The following is a 16,996-nucleotide window of genomic DNA, read 5'->3' as shown; positions in this document are numbered from 1 at the left end:
TGTGTTCGTGCTTCACACGCTCGCGGAACGACACGCGGGCGTGCGGTGCGCTCTCAGCGAGTTTGCCGAACGCCCCCGGGACGGCCGGGGTTGCACGGTGCAGCCCCAAGCTTTCCTGCGATGGAGGCAGGTACATGGCACAGGGCACTGTCAAGTGGTTCAACTCCGAGAAGGGCTTTGGTTTCATCGCCCAGGACAACGGCGGCGCTGACGTCTTCGTCCACTACTCGGAGATCCAGGGTCAGGGCTTCCGCACCCTGGAGGAGAACCAGCGAGTGGAGTTCGAGGTCGGCCAGGGCACCAAGGGTCCGCAGGCCCAGAACGTCCGCGCGGTCTGATCAGATCTGTAATACGCCGCAGTTGAGTCGTACGTGAGAAGGACCCTCGACCGGGCTCGGTCGAGGGTCCTTCTTCGTTCTGTCTGGGTCTAGTGGCCGCGCTGCCGCGCTTCCCACTCCAGGCGCTGCATGACCCACTCCGTGGCGAGAGCCTGCGGGGAGGTCTGGCGCTCGGCGGCGAGCTCCTTGAGCTGCTCGTTGGCCATGAGCTGCAGCCTGAGCTGGTACACCTGCGCGCTGCCGAAGCCCGACGCGGTGGTCTCGTTGTCCGAGTCCGGGGCCAGGGCGGCGAGGTAAGAGGTCAGCTCTTCGTCGTGCGACGTCTCCGGTTGCTGCGGTTCGTCCGCGGGGCGGTGACGGCCGGACTTGGAGCGTCCGAGGGATCCAATGGGCACCGGGACACGATAACGGCTCGGTCACGGAAGCCAAACCCCTGTGAGCCGGGTCACCCCAAGGTGTAAATGGCTCTACTCAGAGTGGATCTCCGAGGAGCGTCCCCGAGCATGGAGAGGCCCCCGCGCCAGGGGGAGGAACGCGGGGGCCGGAGGGGATCTCCACAGGCGCTGACCGGGGGTGTGTCAGCTTTTGGATTGTTGCATGCGCACGCGCTCGATGGGGAGTGTTCGCAACGAGATTCTTATGCTGCCGATGGACGGAAACCCCGTAGTCGCAAGCTGTTGGTAACAACGAACACGCTGCTGAAGGCCATCGCGGCACCCGCGATCATGGGGTTCAGCAGGCCCAGTGCCGCGAGTGGAAGTCCAGCGACGTTGTAGGCGAACGCCCAGAAGAGATTCCCCTTGATGGTGCCCAAGGTCTTGCGGGACAACCGAATCGCGTCCGCCGCCACGCGCAGGTCGCCGCGCACGAGCGTCAGGTCGCTCGCCTCGATCGCGACGTCGGTCCCGGTTCCCATGGCCAGCCCCAGATCCGCGGCCGCGAGCGCCGGCGCGTCGTTCACGCCGTCGCCGACCATGGCCACAACTCGGCCCTGTGCCTGGAGATTCCGGACCGCTTCGACTTTGCCGGAGGGCAGGACGTCGGCGATGACCTCGTCGATGCCCACCTCGGCCGCGACCTCGGCGGCCACGGCGGCGTTGTCGCCGGTCAGCAACACCGGGCGCAGGCCGAGTCCCTTGAGTTCCGCAATCGCTTGTGCGGACGTGGGTTTCACGACGTCCGACACGACGACGATTCCGACAACCTTGTCATCAAAGGAAACCGCGACAACAGTCCGAGTTGTGTGTGCAACCAGGGCCTCAGTCAGCTCGGGCGGAAGCGAAACGTTGCGCACCCGGCCGACGACGACACGGCGGCCTTCGACCACTCCGCTGACGCCCACGCCGTCCGTGGAAACGAAGTCCGACACCGGCGGCACGTCATCGGCCTCGCGGACGATCGCCGCGCCGATGGGATGTTCGGACGCGTTCTCGACGGCCGCCGCGAACCGCAGCACCTCGTCGCGTGCCGCGCCGTCCGCGGGGATCACGTCGACCAGCGTCAAGCGTCCTGTCGTGACAGTGCCGGTCTTGTCCAGCACGACGGTGTCCACGCGCCGCGTCGACTCCAGCACCTCGGGACCCTTCACCAGGATCCCGAGCTGAGCGCCACGCCCGGTGCCGACGAGCAACGCCGTCGGCGTCGCCAGTCCCAAAGCGCACGGGCACGCGATCACGAGCACCGCCACCGCCGTCGTCACCGCGAACTCCAGCGGACGACCGGCCAGCAGCCACGCGCCGAACGACACGAGGGCGATCAGCACGACGACCGGGACGAAGACGGAGGACACCCGGTCCGCCAGCCGTTGCACCTGGGCCTTGCCCGCCTGGGCCTGCTCGACCAGCTTGGCCATCCGCGCCAGTTGCGTGTCCGCGCCGACGCTCGAGGCCTCGACGACCAACCGGCCGCCGGCGTTGACCGTCCCGCCGACCACGGAATCGCCCACACCGACCTCGACCGGCACCGATTCCCCGGTGACCATCGAGCGGTCCACAGCCGAACTGCCCTCGACCACTAGGCCGTCAGTGGCGATGCGCTCACCCGGACGGACCACGAACCGTTCGCCGGTCCGAAGCCGGCCGATCGGCACGCGGGTCTCGACGCCGTCGCGCAGCACCGCAACGTCCTTGGCGCCGAGCGCGAGCAACGACCGCAGGGCCGCGCCCGCGCTGCGCTTCGACCGGGCCTCCAGCCAGCGCCCGAGCAGCAGGAACACGGTCACGCCGACCGCGACCTCCAGGTAGATGTCACCGGAGGTGGTGGGCCGCGGCAGCAGGCTGAACTCGTGCCGCATGCCGATCGTCCCGGCCTCGCCGAACACCAGCGCGTAGAGCGACCACAGGTACGAGACCGTGACGCCCATCGAGACGAGGGTGTCCATGGTGCTGGCGCCGTGCCGTGCGTTGACGGCGGCCGCACGGTGGAACGGCCAGCCGCACACCCACACGACCACGCTCGCCAACGCCAGCGACACCCACTGCCAGGTGGGGAACTGCCACGCCGGGACCATCGAGAACGCGATCACCGGCACGCCGAGCACCGCGGCGAGGGTGACCCTCAGCCGCAGCTCACCGGCCTCGTCCACCTCGGGAGCCTCCGGCCGCGGCTCCTCGGCGTCGTACCCCGCCGCGCGCACGGTCGACACCAGGTCGTCCACGCGCAGGCCGTCCGGGAACTGAACGCTGGCCTTCTCGGTCGCGTAGTTCACAGTGGCGGAGACGCCGTCGAGCTTGTTCAGCTTGCGTTCGATGCGATTCGCACAGGAAGCGCACGTCATGCCGCTGATCGCGAGCTCGACGTGACGAGGCTCGGTGGTGGTCATCAGGCGACCTTGTACCCGGCCTCGGTCACGGCGGCGACGACCTCGTCACGGCCGAGTTCGCGGTCGCTGGTGACGGTCACGGCGCCGGTCTCGAGGACGACGTCGACGCCCGTGACGCCGCTGACCTCGGTCAGCTCCTCGGTGACGGAGCTGACGCAGTGGCCGCAGGTCATGCCGGTGACGGTGTAGGTGGCAGTGACGGACATGAGAGCCCTTTCTCTGTACGGGGCTCCGAGTCTATACCCCCCTGGGGTAAGGGATCTACTGAGGACTCTCGGGTTTGGGCTGGTCCAGGTTGTGGAGGTCGCCCTCGATCTTGTTGACCAGGTCGTCGAGGCCTTCGAGCATCTTGTCGAGCTCGGCCAGCCTCGAACCGAACGCGGACTCGATGTCGGCGTCGATCGTGTTCAGGTTGATGCCGCTGAGCGCCTGGAAGATCGCCTCCTGGTCGACCTCGGGCGGTGACTGAGACGCGTTTTGGCCCTCTGCATCGGGGGAAGGCTCCGGCTTGGGGTCGGTCATCGGTCCATCATCCACTGGCCTGTTCCCCACGAGGTACGCAACGCACCAGTACGGAAAGTAACGCTGGGTGGCGGTGGAATCACTCTGCGGGGGGCTGCGGCCGTTGTCCCAGGTCGCTTAGCCTCGCGCCACACCTCAAGTCGGGGAGGGTGCAATGAGCGGGTCACTGGAAGTGCGGAAGTTCCTGTTCACACAGGACGACAGCATGTCGCGACAGGGCGGGCCGAACGTGCCGGCCCAGCGGAGCGGAGAACCCTCGCGGATCTCCGACGATCAGGTTCATCGAGCCAGGCTCGCGGTGGCCCGAAGCGCTCTGGGCGCCGAGGACTGCCGGATGCTCCTGGACATGCTGGGCCTGTCACCGGGCGAGGACGGCGGGTTGCCACCGGCACAACGGTGACGGCGTGCGCACGCGAAAGCGGCCCTGACTCCAGGCGCGCACCCCCCGGAGCGCGTCTGCGGAGCAGGGCCGCATCCCGAAACATACCCACGGGTCTCTTTAGCGGCAACGGCTAACCTTCACCCATGCCCCAGCAGGATCGGGCGTACGCGACACGCGAGGCGATACTCCGCGCCGCGGCGGAGGAGTTCGACCGGCTCGGCTACGAGCGCACGTCGCTGACCGCCGTGCTCGCGCGCGCCGGGCTGACCAAGGGCGCGTTCTACTTCCACTTCCCCTCCAAGGAAGCGGTGGCGGACGCCCTGGTCGAACGGCAGAGCGAACTGTGGGCGCAGCTGCGGGAGTCGTGGCGGGTACGTGGCCTCGACCCGCTCAGCGCCCTGCACGGGATGTTCGCCGAGTCGGCCGACCGGATGGCCGCCGACGTGGTGCTGCGTGCCGGCGTGCGCCTCAACGCCGATCGCGAGGTCGGGTATCCGGGCGTCCCGAGCACGCACGTCATGTGGGAGAAGCTCGTCGCCGCCTACGTGATCGAGGCGGCCGAGCGCGGGGACCTGCGTCCCGGTACCGATCCGGAGGCCGTCGCGCGGACGTTGTGCAGCGCGGCGCTCGGTTCGCGGTTGATCTCCTCCGCGACGACGGCGTGTGCCGACTTCCCCGCGCGGATCCGCGAGGTTCTGGGGCACGTGCTGCCCTGCGTGGCGTCTTCGGACTGGAAGTTGTCTGGATCACAAACTGCGTCTGAAACCCCGTGAAGGGCCTCGAAGGCCCTGAACAGGCGTTTGTTGATCTGCTCGATCTCGGCCCGGAGGGGGTTTCGGCAGGTCAACGCATAAGTGGGACCCCGTTTTGGAGATGCGTGGACCTATGGCATATGCTTACGATGCTTCCAGAGACCAGCTAGTCCCCATCATCTAGCGGCCTAGGATCCCGCCCTTTCAAGGCGGTCGCGCGGGTTCGAATCCCGTTGGGGGCACGCAGTAAAGTACGGTAAGGTACGACAAGCAAGAGCAAGGCCCAGTGGCGCAGTTGGTTAGCGCGTCGCCCTGTCACGGCGAAGGTCGCGGGTTCGAGTCCCGTCTGGGTCGCTTTTCTTTTCCATGGCCAGGTAGCTCAGTTGGTACGAGCGACCGCCTGAAAAGCGGTAGGTCGGCGGTTCGACCCCGCCCCTGGCCATCCTTCTTCGAAAGAAGCCCTCGCAGAACGCTGCGAGGGCTTCTTTCGTTTATGCGCTGAAGTTGATTCGAGCGATGGCTTGGTCGTCGTGTGTTTTGTAGCGGGGCCAACGCTTGTGCTCCGAATCACCGTGCTCGGCTTCCCGGATTCGGTCGAGCACTTCGCCCAGTGGCAATTGCCTCAGGTCCTCCCAGTCGAAGAGTCCGTAGTCGGACACCCCGCAGGAGACGCCGTCTGTGAGAGCGATCACACAGTCGACTTCCGTCCGGGGCCAGGACGCGGTCAGGGCCTGGTGTCCCGCGACGGGATCGGCCTCCGCGACCCAGTAACCGCCCGGCTTGTTCTTCCACCGCAGGATGTCCGGGTCCGGCCGGAGGTCTTCGAGCCTGGTGTCCTCGAGCACTCGGGTGGACTGTCCGAACGCGACGATCGGGGTGTCGCACAGGACGAGCGCGTCGATCGTGTCGTCGTTCCAGCGGACGATCGCCGCGGTGGACGACGGGGAGTCGTCGAGGACCAGGTCGTGCTTCTCGACGAGATTCGTGATGGCCCGGGCGAGAAGGCCGGGCAACGGGTCGGTGGCGTTGATCAGCCCGGCCAGTTCGCCGGCGAGTTCTGAGGCGTACCAGCCACCGTTGCGATCAGGCGGTCTGGTTCGCGACGTCACGCCGTCGAGCACGACGACGGCGTTCGGCAGAACCCTGATCCGATCCTCGGTGACTCGGCCCGGAGCCCCCTGCTCGGCGGTCTCGATCTTCACGGTCCCACCGTACGTGTCAACATTGGTTGACGGATCCGAGTTGTCAACGTACGTTGACATCATGACGGAAGCGACGGATCTCGCCACAGCGGCTGGGGATCGTGACCCGAAGGTCGGGTTGCGGGCCGTCAGCGCGTTGCGGCGACTGCTGGAACATCTCGAGGCCGCCCAGGTCCGCAGCGCGCGGGCACAGGGTTGGTCGTGGCAGGACATCGCGGCGGAACTCGGGGTGTCCCGCCAGGCGGTCCACAAGAAGCACGGGGGTCGATGATGATCGCGGAGAGGTTCACCAAGGAAGCCCGTGAGGCGGTCAAGACCGCGGTGCGGGATGCGGAACAAGTCCACGCCGGTGAGGTCGGCGTCGAGTTCCTGCTGCTGGCGCTGCTCGACGCGCCGGTGCTGGCGGGGTTCGACCTGCCGCGGGACGAGCTGGAGACGGCGTTCCGCGACTACCGGCGCAAGGGCGGGCTCACCAAGGCGGACGCGGAAGCGTTGCGGGGCTTGGGAATCGACGTCGACGCGGTGATCGACTCGGTGGAGCAGTCGCTCGGCACCGGGGTGCTGCGGCCCGGCCCGCGCCGGCGGTGGTTCGGGATGCCACTGGACTCGGACTTCAAGAAGGCGCTGGAGAAGTCGCTGCGCGAGTCGCGCGACCTCGGCCACAACTACCTGGGTGCGGAGCACATCGTGCTGGCTCTGTTGCAGGGCAAGGGAATCGTGGCCGAGGTGCTGATCGAGCGAGGCGTCACGTACGAGGAGATTCGCAAACGGGCCGCGAGCGCTCGCGCCACGTGAGCGCGGGCAGGAACAGCTGCGCGAGCGGGCCGATGCCGAGCGCGTAGAGGACCGTGCCGATGCCGACCGTGCCGCCGAGCAGCCAGCCGGTGCCGAGCACGATCAGTTCGAGCACGGTCCGCGTGACGCGCAGGGAAATGCCTGTGCGGCGGCAGAATCCGGTGACCAGGCCGTCGCGCGGGCCCGGTCCGAGGCGGGAGCCGACGTACGCGGCGAACGCGACGGCGTTCAGGACGATGCCCAGCGTCAGGAACACGATTCTGGGCAGCAGCCCCTGCGGCGCGGGCAGGATCGCGAGCGTCACGTCGACGCTGACGGCGATGAGCACGACGTTCGCGATCGTGCCGATGCCCGGCCTCTGCTTCAGCGGGATCCACGCCAGCAGCACCAGGACGCCGGTGATGGCGGTGATCAGGCCGAAGCTCAGGCCGGTGCGGTTCGCGAGGCCCTCGTGCAGCACGTCCCACGGGTTCAGGCCGAGGGTCGCGCGGATCTGCATCGCCATGCTCGCGCCGTAGAGCCACAGCCCTGCGAAGAGCTGCGGAAGGCGACGGGCGGGTGAGATCCGGACGGAGACCTGGTGGAGTGCGGTCATGGAGGCCATGTGGCCATGTTGCGCCTCGATTGGCCTGGTAATCCATAGCCAATTCGGCATAATTGGCCTCATGCTCCCACCAGGTGGACGTATATCCGGTGCTCGACTGGCCCGACTGCTCGGCGAATGGCGTCGTGGCGGGGCCCGGCAGTGCGTCGTCGATCTCGTCGCGGCGATGAAACTGCTGGTCGCGGACGGCCGGCTGCCGGTGGGGACCCGGCTGCCGTCCGAACGCGAGCTGACCGAAGCGCTGCCCGTGAGCCGCACCACCATCACCGCCGCGCTGGACCAGCTGCGGGCCGAGGGGGTCGTGGAGTCGCGGCGCGGAGCCGGGTCGTGGATCAACGGGCCCGTCGGTGCCGGGGGTGGCATCACGGGGGTCGACGACACGTTGATCGACCTGTCCCGCGCCGCGCCTCCCGCGCTGCCGTCCGTGCGGATCGCGATGGACGTCGCGTTGGGTCAGATGCCGGAGCACCTCGCGTCGCACGGGTACGACGAACGGGGGCTTCCGGTGCTGCGGCAACGGATCGCGGACCGGTACACGGCTCGCGGGCTGCCGACGTCGCCCGACCAGATCGTGGTGACGTCCGGGGCGCAGCACGCGTGGGCGTTGGTGCTGCGGCTCTTCGTCGGGCCCGGCGACCGGGTGCTGGTCGAGCAGCCGAGCTACCCCAACGCGCTGGAGGCGGTGCGGGCGTCGTTCGGCATCCCGGTGCCCGTGCCGATGCTGAGTGACGGCTGGGATCTGGACGGGTTCGAGGCCGCGTTGCGTCAGGCGGGTCCCCGGTTGGCCTATCTGATCCCGGACTTCCAGAACCCGACCGGACTGCGGATGTCGTCCGAGGCGCGGGAGATGCTTTCCGCGGTGCTGCGCAAGGCGCGCACTCCGCTGGTCGTCGACGAGACGTTGGTGGAACTCGCGCTGGACTCGGCGGAGCCGCCGTTGCCGATGGCCGCGTTCGGCGGGGATTCGGTGGTGACGCTGGGATCCGCGAGCAAGTCGCACTGGGGCGGACTGCGGATCGGGTGGATCAGGGCGTCCTCGGACATCGTGCACCGGTTGCTGTCCACGCGGGCGGCGATCGACCTGGGCACACCGGTGTTCGAGCAGCTCGTGCTCGCCGCGTTGCTGGAGTCGCCGGAAACCGTGCTGGGGCAACGACGTGCGGAGGCGCTCGCGCAACGGGACGTGGCGGTCGCGGCGTTGCGGGAACATTGTCCACAGTGGAGTTTCGACGTGCCGGCCGGTGGGCTCGGGGTGTGGTGCACGCTCGACGGCCCGCTGAGCACGCGCATCGCGGTGGTGGCGCAGAACCACGGCCTGCGGCTCGTCCCCGGCCCTCGGTTCGCGGTGCACGGGGGCTGCGAGCAGATGCTCCGAGTGCCGTACACGCAGTCGCCCGAAGTGCTGCGTGAAGCGATCGGCCGTTTGGGTGTGGTAGCTGCATCCGTTGCAGGAACAGGGTTTCCGGCGGATGCCGACCTCTCGGTACCGGTCGCGTGAAACACGTCGGCCCGGTCTCCCGCAGCGGGGGAGACCGGGCCGACGAACTTGCCAACGAGAGGCCTGCGGCGGGGAACGTCCCAGGGATTGACGTTCCCCGTCCGCAGGTTTCCCGTGCGGTCCGAGACTGCGGGGGCAGCGCGGCACTCGGACCAGACCCGACCTGCCAGGGCGCGGTTGGCAGGTCAGGAAGACTGGGGGTTCCTTGCGTACAACGGGAAATAAGAGGAGGAGTTACTGGCGCGACGGAACGAGACGGTCACAAATCGCGCAGAGGGCAGACTGGTCCTGTCGGACTCAGTCGGGTGACGTGCTGGGCAGGCCCGGAATGCTGCCGGGCTCAGTGCCGTCGCGACGCTCCTCGACCGACCACGTGGCGGGCGGGAAGAGCGAGTTGTGCGACGTCAGAACGGCGAGCACGCCGCGCGTGCCGCCGGAGTTGTCGGTGTGGCCGGACGACGCGGAGGCCGTGGCGACCACGGGTGCCTGCTGGGGAGCGGGCAGCGGGGAGTCGGGACCGGGAGTGGACCAGGTGAGGTCGCTCACGGGTGTGGGCTCGGTCTTCACGGGAGCGGACACCGGAAGATCGGGCAAAAGCGGCACGGACTTCTTGACCGCCGCGACAGGTGCTGCGGGCGGCGGAGGCGGCGGCGGGAGTTCGGCCGCGAGCTTCGCGGCGACCTTGGCGGCGCGGACCTGAGCCTTCGCCGCGATGACCTCGGGCGGCGCCTCGTTCGAGACGGAGCCGGAGCGGGTGTTGCCCTGCGAGCCGCCGGTGAAGTCGAGGATCGGACCCTCGTCCTCTTCCTCCTGGGGCTCTTCCTCCGCGGGCCTCGTCACGACGGGCGGCGGCACGATCCTGGCCGGCTGGTGCTTCTCGATCACCGACGCGGTGAAGGCCTCGGCCCACCCGGCGGGATCCTCCAGCAGCTTCGGGGCCTCGGCGGCGGTCTCGGTGGTGATCTCGACGGCCGGGGGTTCCTCGGGACTGGCGGACGCGGTCGTCCCGCTCAGCAACCAGGCGGCGGCGGTCAGCCCGCCGAGCGCAGCGGTCCGCAGCAGCAGTGCACCAACTCCACCACTCGCCACAGGATCACCACCCGTCCACCGTTTCAGGTCACCTCAACGCACAGTGCGCCGTCGGAGGTCGACGTAGAGCTATGTCTAGCACCGGTGAGTGACTTTGCGAACCAACTCGGCGCGAAACACCCGGAAGGGCGGTCTCGTGCGGCTGTCCGTGTTGCCCTGATCTGGCATGAACACCGTCAGTGTCGTCATCGGATCGAGTGACTTTGTGCCTCGGTCCCCTGTGGACCGTGTCGCGCCGGGGGATGGTGTCCGATGTGGACGCGCCAAAGCAGGTCAGCAGCCTCTCTGAGCTGGTCGATCACGCCTCCGAAGCGCTCGGCCCCGTGGTCGTGCACGATCCAGCGGGCCCAAACGAGTGCTTGGTCCGTTCGGGGGAACTGATCGTGCTGCCAGCGGACGCACCCACTGTGCGCAAGCGTTTGCGGGGCGTCTACTCCCACGAGGAGATCGCTTCCGGCGTCCTCCGCATGCACCTGAAAGCGTCCGAACGGGAGCGCGTCGTCGCCATCGCGCTTGAGGTGGGTGCAACGCCGAACCACGTCCACCTCGCCTGCCCGATCATGATCGGCACCTCCCGTCCGGTGGTGGGCGAGCGCCTCCCGGACCTGCTGGGCGAAGGCACGGTCGCGTTGCTCGACACCCCTCTTGACGCGCCGCACGGAGCGTTGGTCGCCGGTGTCCTCCGCCACCACGGCGCCTCGGTGCGTCCGTTCCCCGTCCTGGGTGCCTCGGGCTTCGGCGACGACCTGACCCTGGCCGCGGCGTTGAAGGCCACTCGCGACCTGCCGGTGGTGCTGGTCGCGTCCGGCACCTACTCGTTCAACGACGAGTGCCCGCCCGTGCTGTCGGGCTGCGGTTCCAACGTCGTGGCCGCGGCGGGCAACGGCGGCTCCGCGCGCCCCTGGTGGCCCGCCGCCCTGCCTGACGTCACGGCGGTGGGTGCTTCCGAAGCCTTCTCGGGGCACGGGCCGTGGGTGGACGTGGTCGTGTCCGGCGTCGACGTGCCGGCCACGGTCGGCTCGTCGCAACTGCTGTGCACCGGCACGTCGTTCGCGGCCGCGCTTCACGCTGCCACCTTGGTCCCGGTGCCGTAGCAGCTGAACCCGAGGTGCGCGACTGCTCGCGCGGCCTCGGCGGGGTGTCCGATGCGGCGGTGGACCTCGGCCATGGCCTCGCTGACCTGCGCGTCCGGCACGGTGAGGGTGGTCGCGATGACCGCTCTCGTGCCGGCGTCGAGGAACGCACGGGCCAGGCCCGACTCGCAGGCGGACAGGACGACGATCTCGGGCGGGTGCTCGATCCTGGCGATGTCGTAGCCGTACAGCGGGCCGTCCTCGAGTTCGAGGTAGGAGAACAGCGGGTTGTCCGGGTTGACGTGCCCGTGCGCCGCGATGTGCGCGATCCCGGCGCCTTCCAGCGTTCTGAGAGTTGATTCCACAGTGGATTTCGCGATCGTTCCGCCGTGTTTCTTCTGCAGTGCGGGCACTTCATCGTTCTGCAGGCCGGGACCGGTGACCCAGACTCGATGCCCGCCGTGGCTGTCCGGCCGCCAATGCCGCAGCGACGGGATGACGTGGACTCGATGGCCGAGGGCTGCCCACGGCATCTCGTGGAGCACGCCGTCGGGGATCACGACGACCTCCTCCGCGTCCGGCAGGAGATCCGTGGTGATGGCGCGTCCTGACTGCAGCGCGAGTTTCGTGGTGCGGACGAGTTCGGCGGGTTCGGGAATCACTCGCATCCGGGCATGTCCGTCGATCAGCGTGACCGCTCTCATCTGTCCTTCGTGGACGATGAAACTGATCAGGGGCAGTTCGGCCCGGGCCGTTCCGCTCGGTCTTGCGCGCCGGGAAGCAAGAGTCAGCCTCCGGACATCCCTCTCCAGCGCTTCCAACGGCAGTCCGAACGCTCTCGCCCGCCGCAGGTTCGTGAGCGCCTGCGCCAGCTCAGGGTCGTTGGAAGGCAAGGAAACCGAGGCGCGATGCTGCTCCGACCAGTGCAGCACCTCGCGAGCGGTCCTGGCCAACCCGAGCGCATGCCCGGTCAGCTCACGACGAGGCCAGTCGCCGTGATGCGCGTCGAGCAACCTGAGCCCCGCCCTGCACGCAGCCAGCGCGCCTCGCCTGTTCGAGCGTCGTGCCTGCGCGAGCCACCCGAGCGCCCGCGTCTGCACGGGCCCGCGAAACCGATGCGCCGCAACGGCATCAAGCTTCCCGGCAGCCAACAGGAACTCGACATCCGTGCCGCCGTGACGAAGCGCGGGACCCGGATCGCCGTCACGCAACGCACACCGCGCGCTCAACACCGCCAGCTCGGGAACGTGCCGATTGCAGCGCCGCAACAGCTCCATCGCAGGCGCCAGCACCCGCCGCGCCTCCGCCGTGAGCCCGGCCGCGAGCAACGCCTCGGCCCGGTCCACGAGCGCCTCCGGCCGGCTGGCCGAGTCGAGACCGGCTTTCGCGGCCTCCTCGTACCTGCGGAGCGCGAGCGGCAGATCCCCGGCGAGCATCGCCACGAACCCCCTGTTGTGCAAGCACATCGCCGCCCGTCCCGGCTCGCCCATCGCCAGCGACAACGTCTGCGCGGCACGGAAGTCAGCCTCGGCCGGCACCAGCTTGGTCGCGTTGCACCGGGCGATCCCACGCCCGATCAGCGCGTTGGCCAGCCACCGCTCGTCGCCGTACCTGCGCAACTCCCTGATGACCGCGGTGAGCTCGGCGATCGCCAGCCGCGGTTCAGCCGACTGACAGAGGTGCAGCCCGCGCAGACACCTCGCCCGCGCCAGTTCCCCGCCACGCAGATGGGGTGTGGCGAGGTCCAGGTGGTGGAGGCTCTGCTTGCGGCGGCCTCGATCCAGGTCGATCCACGCGAGCGTGAGGTGGAACCGCGCCTCTCCGCTGAGCCGCAGCCCGCGCTGGGCGAACCGCGCGGCGACGTCGAGGTGGCCGAGCTCGGCGTGGGCGACGCTCAGGTCGTGCAACGCGTCGGCGCGCTGGGCTGTCGTGCCGCGGACCTCGGTCTTCGCGATGGTGGCCTGTGGATCGGCGCTGGCGCTCACGCGACGAACCAGCCCGTCGTGAGGCCGAGTTCGGGGACGGTCACGCACACCGGGCCGGGGTGGACGGTGGCGCGGAACCAGCCCTCGGCATCGGGTCGCAGGGCTTGGACGGCGGACGGCGAGTGGATCTCGACGGAGACGCTGCGCTCGTCCAGCACTCCGGTCAGGTGGCCGGGGTCCAGCCGCAGGTGCAGGCGGCCGGTGCCGAGGTGGAAGACGAGCTGGCGGGAGGGGCCGCGGACCGGTTCGTCCACAGGGGCCATGGGTTCGAGGCCGGTCGGGCGCGGGGTGAGTGCGGCCGGTGGGGCGTCCGAGTGGAAGAGGCCGGCGATCTCGTCGAGCAGCGAGTCCCTCATCGCAGGTCCTCCAGCTTCCGCCGCAGCTCAGCGAGGCAGCGGCTGCGCGTGGAGCCAACGCTCCCCACCTTCATCCCCAGGGCGTCGGCAACCTGTGCATAACTCAGTTCGGGGCTGTGGGCGGCGATCCGCAGGAGGCGCTGGCACCGTTCGTTCAAGGTCGTCAGCGCGGACCAGAGCCGGCGCTGCCGATCGGTGGTGATCGCGACCTCGTCGGGCGTCGGCAGGACGGAGGTCGGCTCCCACAGGTCGTAGGACACCTCGCGGCCTCGGGTCCGCAGGACGGCGATCGACTGGCGGGTGGCGGTACGGACCAGCCAGGTGCCGAGGCGTTCCGGTTCTCGGAGGCGAGTCAGGTGTTCTGCCAGGCAGAGCCAGGTGCACTGGTAGACGTCGGCGGCGTCGGCGTGGCTCAGGCGGAACGATCTGGGCACCGACCAGACCAGGCAGGAGTAGCGGTCGACCAGGGCGTCCCAGCCGGACAGGCCGGAACGCCAAGCCACGAGAACCTCAGTGTTCGAGTCCATGCCATTTGGAGTCGAACCCCGGGCCTGAGGCTCCCTGGCTCACCCGAAAGTGGGTTGTCCACAGTTGTGGAGAAACTCATCCACAGCTGTGGACAACTACAGCTTGTGGAGGCGCTCCACGGCTTCGTCGATCACGGCGTCCTGCTTGCAGAACGCGAAACGGATCAGGTGCTGCCAGTCCGCGGGGCGGTCGGTGAACACCTGGACGGGGACGGCGGCGACGCCGATCCGGGCGGGCAGTTCGCGGCACAGGGCCAGGCCGTCGGTGTGGCCGAGGGGACGCACGTCGGCGCAGATGAAGTACGTGCCCTCAGAGGAACGCACCTCGAAACCGGCCGCACGCAGGCCCTCGGCCAGACGCGCGCGCTTCGACGCGAGGGAGTCGCGCAGCCCGGTGACCCAGTCCAGTTCGGCGGTCAGTGCGTGAGCGACGGCGGGTTGGAACGGTGCGCCGCCCACGAAGGTCATGAACTGCTTGGCCGCGCGGACCGCCGAGACCAGTTCGGCGGGACCGCAGACCCAGCCGATCTTCCAGCCGGTGCAGTTGAACGTCTTGCCGGCGCCCGAGATCGACAGCGTCCGCGGCGCCATTCCCGGCAGCGAGGCCAGCGGGATGTGGACAAGTCCGTCGAACACCAGGTGCTCGTAGACCTCGTCGGTGATCGCCAGCAGGTCGTGCTCGACGCACAAAGAGGCGATTGCTTGGAGCTCCTCCAAGCGGAACACGGTGCCGGTCGGGTTGTGCGGCGAGTTGACCAGGATGGCTCGAGTCCGAGGCGTCACGGCGGCGCGCAGAGCGTCCACGTCCAACGCCAGGCGGCCCGACTCGTCCTCGCGCAGGCCCACGGTCACCCGCGTCGCGCCGGCCATGGCCACGGAGGCGGCGTACGAGTCGTAGTACGGCTCGATCAGGATCACTTCGTCGCCGGCCTCGACCAGCGCCAGCAACGACGCGGCGATCGCCTCGGTGGCGCCGACGGTCACCAGGACCTCGGTGTCCGGGTCGTACGAGAGCCCGTACCGCGAGCGGTGGGCGGCGACGGCGCGCCGCAGCACCGGCATGCCGGGGCCGGGCGGGTACTGGTTCACGCCCGACGCGATCGCCGACTGGGCGGCCTGGAGCATCGACGCCGGGCCGTCGGTGTCGGGGAAGCCCTGACCGAGGTTGACGGCGTCGTGCTGCACGGCCAGCGCCGTCATCTCCGCGAAGATGGTCGACGTGAACGGCTGCAAACGAGGAACTAGCGCCGGTACCCGCACAACGCAGGATCTTCACGGACAATGGTGTTGTGGAGCAACTGACCGCCGCTGACCAGCAGAAGCGCACGGACCTGCGCAAGATGAAGCTCGTCGCGACGAGCTTCCTGATAGGCGCGACGGTCATCTTCTTCGGCACGCACGCCTTCGAGGGCGCCTGGGTCGGGTACGTGCGGGCTGCCGCCGAGGCCGGCATGGTCGGCGCGCTCGCCGACTGGTTCGCCGTCACCGCCCTTTTCCGCAGGCCACTGGGGTTGCCGATCCCCCACACTGCGATCATCCCCGAACGCAAGAACATGTTCGGGCAGACGCTCGGCGACTTCGTGGGCGTCAACTTCCTCAGTCCCGAGGTCGTGCAGGACAAGCTCAGGAGGGCCGGCATCGCGGAACGCGCCGGCGCCTGGATCAAGCAGCCCGAGAACGCCGAACGGATCACCAACGAGCTCGCGAACGTCATCAAGGGCGCGATCACGGTCCTCAAGGACGAAGAGGTCCAGGCCGTCCTCGAACAGGCCATCGTCAAGCGGGTCACCGAGAAGCCCTGGGGTCCGCCGCTGGGCAAGCTGCTCAACCAGGTCCTGACGGACGGCGCGCACCACAAGCTCGTCGACCTCATGTGCGACCGCGCCTACGAGTGGGTGCGCGACAACTCCGACAAGGTCAGCCTCATCGTCACGGACCGTGCGCCCACGTGGTCGCCCAAGTTCGTCGACGCGCTGCTCGGCGACAAGGTCTACACGGAGCTGGTCAACTTCGCCTGGGCGGTCAAGACCGACGTCAACCACCCGATGCGGCTCGCCGTCGACCAGTTCCTGATCGAGTTCTCCAGCGACATGCAGACCGACCCGGCCACCATGCAGCGCGCCGAGCAGGTCAAGCAGCAGGTCATCACGCACCCGGACGTCCAGAAGCTGATCAGCAGCGCTTGGGGCACGGCCAAGAAGATGCTCATCGACGCCGCCGAGGACCCGTCCAGCGAACTGCGCAAGCGCGTCACGCAGGGCCTGATCACGCTCGGCACCAACCTCACCGACGACCTCGAACTGCGCGCCAAGGTCGACGGCTGGCTGGAGCAGGCCGCCGGGTACGTCGTCGCCAACTACCGCGCGGAGATCACCACGCTGATCACGGACACGGTCGAGCGCTGGGACGCGGAGGAGACCTCGCGCAAGATCGAACTGCAGGTCGGCAGGGACCTGCAGTTCATCCGGATCAACGGCACCGTGGTCGGCGCGCTCGCCGGCCTGGTGATCTACACCGCGGCCAGCTTGCTGTTCTGAGGCGGGTTCTGGGCGCGGGTGCGTTTTCGGAACGTGCGGGCCTTCTCCCGGTTCCCGCACACCTGCATCGAGCACCAGGTGCGCGAGCGGTTGCGGGAGCGGTCGAAGAACGCACGCAGGCAGTCGTCGGCGGGACAGATCTTGAAGCGTTCCCAGGAGCCCAGCACGGCGAGGCGGGCGGACGCGGCGAGCACCGCGCCGAGCGCGTCCGAGCTCGACAGCACCGGGATGCCGTCGGTGAGCTCGATGTGGACGACGCCTGCTGCCGTCTGAGGCCCTGACGAGCCCTCGATGGACGACCGCAGTGCCGCCCGAGCGGCGCGCGCCTGCGCGATTTCACTGCTCCGCCCCAGGCCGCGCTCGGTCACCCACGCGCGCCAGGAGGCTTCACTGTCCAGTACGTGTCGAGTGTTCAGGAAGTCGAGCAGCAGCTCGACGTCGTGATCCCAGCCGACAGTCAGACCAGTCACCCCACCACTGTAGGCGCCACGGCGGTTGCCCGTCAGGGCATCTGA

20 protein-coding genes and 3 tRNA genes are annotated in these 16,996 nt (G+C 68.8%); 11 read left to right on the top strand and 12 right to left on the bottom strand.

Annotated elements, in window-relative coordinates; translation table 11 throughout:
* Window positions 1-134: 134 nt before the first annotated feature.
* Window positions 135-338, top strand: coding sequence for a cold-shock protein (locus ACH413_RS24865; RefSeq protein WP_030477903.1), 204 nt, complete (start codon window positions 135-137; stop codon window positions 336-338).
* An 89-nt stretch (window positions 339-427) separates the two neighbouring features.
* Here ACH413_RS24865 and ACH413_RS24860 read toward each other — a convergent pair whose 3' ends face one another.
* From ACH413_RS24860 to ACH413_RS24845, 4 genes are all read right to left on the bottom strand, one after another.
* Window positions 428-733, bottom strand: a complete 306-nt coding sequence (locus ACH413_RS24860; RefSeq protein ID WP_355300455.1) for a hypothetical protein — start codon at window positions 731-733, stop codon at window positions 428-430.
* Window positions 734-975: 242 nt separating this feature from the next.
* Window positions 976-3,159 (bottom strand): heavy metal translocating P-type ATPase, encoded by a 2,184-nt coding sequence (locus ACH413_RS24855; protein WP_360045373.1) that lies wholly within the window; start codon window positions 3,157-3,159, stop codon window positions 976-978.
* Window positions 3,159-3,365 (bottom strand): heavy-metal-associated domain-containing protein, encoded by a 207-nt coding sequence (locus tag ACH413_RS24850; protein WP_319976724.1) that lies wholly within the window; start codon window positions 3,363-3,365, stop codon window positions 3,159-3,161. Before ACH413_RS24850 ends, ACH413_RS24855 begins: the two co-directional genes overlap by 1 nt.
* 55 nt (window positions 3,366-3,420) lie before the next feature.
* Window positions 3,421-3,681 carry a hypothetical protein gene (locus tag ACH413_RS24845; protein ID WP_360045371.1) on the bottom strand — a complete coding sequence of 87 codons (261 nt, stop codon included), beginning with the start codon at window positions 3,679-3,681 and terminating at the stop codon, window positions 3,421-3,423.
* A gap of 154 nt (window positions 3,682-3,835) precedes the next feature.
* Between ACH413_RS24845 and ACH413_RS24840 the strand changes: the two genes are divergently transcribed.
* From ACH413_RS24840 to ACH413_RS24820, 5 genes are all read left to right on the top strand, one after another.
* Entirely contained in the window at window positions 3,836-4,081 is a 246-nt protein-coding gene (locus ACH413_RS24840; protein ID WP_093605799.1) for a hypothetical protein, read from the top strand.
* Between the two features lie 125 nt (window positions 4,082-4,206).
* Complete coding sequence (locus ACH413_RS24835; RefSeq protein WP_360045369.1) at window positions 4,207-4,836, top strand: ScbR family autoregulator-binding transcription factor; 630 nt, start codon at window positions 4,207-4,209, stop codon at window positions 4,834-4,836.
* A 148-nt stretch (window positions 4,837-4,984) separates the two neighbouring features.
* Window positions 4,985-5,057: transfer RNA gene (locus ACH413_RS24830), tRNA-Glu, on the top strand.
* 38 nt (window positions 5,058-5,095) lie between these two features.
* Window positions 5,096-5,169 (top strand) — tRNA-Asp (locus tag ACH413_RS24825).
* A gap of 14 nt (window positions 5,170-5,183) precedes the next feature.
* Window positions 5,184-5,257 (top strand) — tRNA-Phe (locus ACH413_RS24820).
* A 49-nt stretch (window positions 5,258-5,306) separates the two neighbouring features.
* Here the strand turns inward: ACH413_RS24820 and ACH413_RS24815 are convergent.
* Window positions 5,307-6,017 (bottom strand): hypothetical protein, encoded by a 711-nt coding sequence (locus ACH413_RS24815; RefSeq protein ID WP_360045367.1) that lies wholly within the window; start codon window positions 6,015-6,017, stop codon window positions 5,307-5,309.
* A gap of 61 nt (window positions 6,018-6,078) precedes the next feature.
* On the opposite strand from ACH413_RS24815, the gene ACH413_RS24810 reads away from it, so the two are divergent.
* A complete protein-coding gene (locus tag ACH413_RS24810) occupies window positions 6,079-6,288 on the top strand; it encodes a helix-turn-helix domain-containing protein (RefSeq protein ID WP_030473166.1) in 210 nt (69 codons plus the stop codon).
* A complete protein-coding gene (locus ACH413_RS24805) occupies window positions 6,285-6,812 on the top strand; it encodes a Clp protease N-terminal domain-containing protein (protein WP_360045365.1) in 528 nt (175 codons plus the stop codon). Before ACH413_RS24810 ends, ACH413_RS24805 begins: the two co-directional genes overlap by 4 nt.
* Here the strand turns inward: ACH413_RS24805 and ACH413_RS24800 are convergent.
* Window positions 6,763-7,416 (bottom strand): hypothetical protein, encoded by a 654-nt coding sequence (locus ACH413_RS24800; protein WP_360045363.1) that lies wholly within the window; start codon window positions 7,414-7,416, stop codon window positions 6,763-6,765. The two genes, ACH413_RS24805 and ACH413_RS24800, sit on opposite strands and share 50 nt — an antisense overlap.
* Window positions 7,417-7,477: 61 nt before the next feature.
* On the opposite strand from ACH413_RS24800, the gene ACH413_RS24795 reads away from it, so the two are divergent.
* A complete protein-coding gene (locus ACH413_RS24795) occupies window positions 7,478-8,914 on the top strand; it encodes a PLP-dependent aminotransferase family protein (protein ID WP_360045361.1) in 1,437 nt (478 codons plus the stop codon).
* A gap of 297 nt (window positions 8,915-9,211) precedes the next feature.
* Here the strand turns inward: ACH413_RS24795 and ACH413_RS24790 are convergent, their stop codons facing one another.
* Window positions 9,212-10,003 carry a hypothetical protein gene (locus ACH413_RS24790; RefSeq protein WP_360045359.1) on the bottom strand — a complete coding sequence of 264 codons (792 nt, stop codon included), beginning with the start codon at window positions 10,001-10,003 and terminating at the stop codon, window positions 9,212-9,214.
* A gap of 383 nt (window positions 10,004-10,386) precedes the next feature.
* Here ACH413_RS24790 and ACH413_RS24785 point away from each other — a divergent pair, with 383 nt between their 5' ends.
* Entirely contained in the window at window positions 10,387-11,097 is a 711-nt protein-coding gene (locus ACH413_RS24785; RefSeq protein WP_360045357.1) for a S8/S53 family peptidase, read from the top strand.
* Here the strand turns inward: ACH413_RS24785 and ACH413_RS24780 are convergent.
* The 4 genes from ACH413_RS24780 to ACH413_RS24765 form a co-directional block, all read right to left on the bottom strand.
* Window positions 11,067-13,061: a CHAT domain-containing protein gene (locus tag ACH413_RS24780; RefSeq protein ID WP_360045355.1), complete on the bottom strand. Its 1,995-nt coding sequence runs from the start codon at window positions 13,059-13,061 to the stop codon at window positions 11,067-11,069. The genes ACH413_RS24785 and ACH413_RS24780 overlap by 31 nt on opposite strands.
* Complete coding sequence (locus ACH413_RS24775; RefSeq protein ID WP_360045353.1) at window positions 13,058-13,417, bottom strand: hypothetical protein; 360 nt, start codon at window positions 13,415-13,417, stop codon at window positions 13,058-13,060. The genes ACH413_RS24780 and ACH413_RS24775 overlap by 4 nt, the downstream gene beginning before the upstream one ends.
* Window positions 13,414-13,944: a sigma-70 family RNA polymerase sigma factor gene (locus ACH413_RS24770; protein WP_360045351.1), complete on the bottom strand. Its 531-nt coding sequence runs from the start codon at window positions 13,942-13,944 to the stop codon at window positions 13,414-13,416. The genes ACH413_RS24775 and ACH413_RS24770 overlap by 4 nt, the downstream gene beginning before the upstream one ends.
* Before the next feature lie 96 nt (window positions 13,945-14,040).
* A complete protein-coding gene (locus ACH413_RS24765) occupies window positions 14,041-15,204 on the bottom strand; it encodes a pyridoxal phosphate-dependent aminotransferase (protein WP_360045349.1) in 1,164 nt (387 codons plus the stop codon).
* A gap of 29 nt (window positions 15,205-15,233) precedes the next feature.
* On the opposite strand from ACH413_RS24765, the gene ACH413_RS24760 reads away from it, so the two are divergent.
* Window positions 15,234-16,481, top strand: a complete 1,248-nt coding sequence (locus tag ACH413_RS24760; RefSeq protein ID WP_396425144.1) for a DUF445 domain-containing protein — start codon at window positions 15,234-15,236, stop codon at window positions 16,479-16,481.
* Here the strand turns inward: ACH413_RS24760 and ACH413_RS24755 are convergent.
* A complete protein-coding gene (locus tag ACH413_RS24755; RefSeq protein WP_360045347.1) occupies window positions 16,454-16,951 on the bottom strand; it encodes a CGNR zinc finger domain-containing protein in 498 nt (165 codons plus the stop codon). The two genes, ACH413_RS24760 and ACH413_RS24755, sit on opposite strands and share 28 nt — an antisense overlap.
* Window positions 16,952-16,996 lie beyond the last annotated feature (45 nt).

This window comes from Lentzea sp. NPDC020367 (assembly GCF_044387305.1).
Classification (GTDB): domain Bacteria; phylum Actinomycetota; class Actinomycetes; order Mycobacteriales; family Pseudonocardiaceae; genus Lentzea.
The sequence above is the reverse complement of the archived record's forward strand: the minus strand, read 5'-3'. Positions and strand labels throughout refer to the sequence as shown.

Coding starts and splice junctions, on each gene's coding strand:
- ACH413_RS24855 (WP_360045373.1), bottom strand. CDS start 3,159: ATGACCACCACCGAGCCTCGTCACGTCGAGCTCGCGATCAGCGGCATG.
- ACH413_RS24770 (WP_360045351.1), bottom strand. CDS start 13,944: ATGGACTCGAACACTGAGGTTCTCGTGGCTTGGCGTTCCGGCCTGTCC.
- ACH413_RS24850 (WP_319976724.1), bottom strand. CDS start 3,365: ATGTCCGTCACTGCCACCTACACCGTCACCGGCATGACCTGCGGCCAC.
- ACH413_RS24800 (WP_360045363.1), bottom strand. CDS start 7,416: ATGGCCTCCATGACCGCACTCCACCAGGTCTCCGTCCGGATCTCACCC.
- ACH413_RS24805 (WP_360045365.1), top strand. CDS start 6,285: ATGATGATCGCGGAGAGGTTCACCAAGGAAGCCCGTGAGGCGGTCAAG.
- ACH413_RS24865 (WP_030477903.1), top strand. CDS start 135: ATGGCACAGGGCACTGTCAAGTGGTTCAACTCCGAGAAGGGCTTTGGT.
- ACH413_RS24840 (WP_093605799.1), top strand. CDS start 3,836: ATGAGCGGGTCACTGGAAGTGCGGAAGTTCCTGTTCACACAGGACGAC.
- ACH413_RS24810 (WP_030473166.1), top strand. CDS start 6,079: ATGACGGAAGCGACGGATCTCGCCACAGCGGCTGGGGATCGTGACCCG.
- ACH413_RS24775 (WP_360045353.1), bottom strand. CDS start 13,417: ATGAGGGACTCGCTGCTCGACGAGATCGCCGGCCTCTTCCACTCGGAC.
- ACH413_RS24835 (WP_360045369.1), top strand. CDS start 4,207: ATGCCCCAGCAGGATCGGGCGTACGCGACACGCGAGGCGATACTCCGC.
- ACH413_RS24845 (WP_360045371.1), bottom strand. CDS start 3,681: ATGACCGACCCCAAGCCGGAGCCTTCCCCCGATGCAGAGGGCCAAAAC.
- ACH413_RS24795 (WP_360045361.1), top strand. CDS start 7,478: ATGCTCCCACCAGGTGGACGTATATCCGGTGCTCGACTGGCCCGACTG.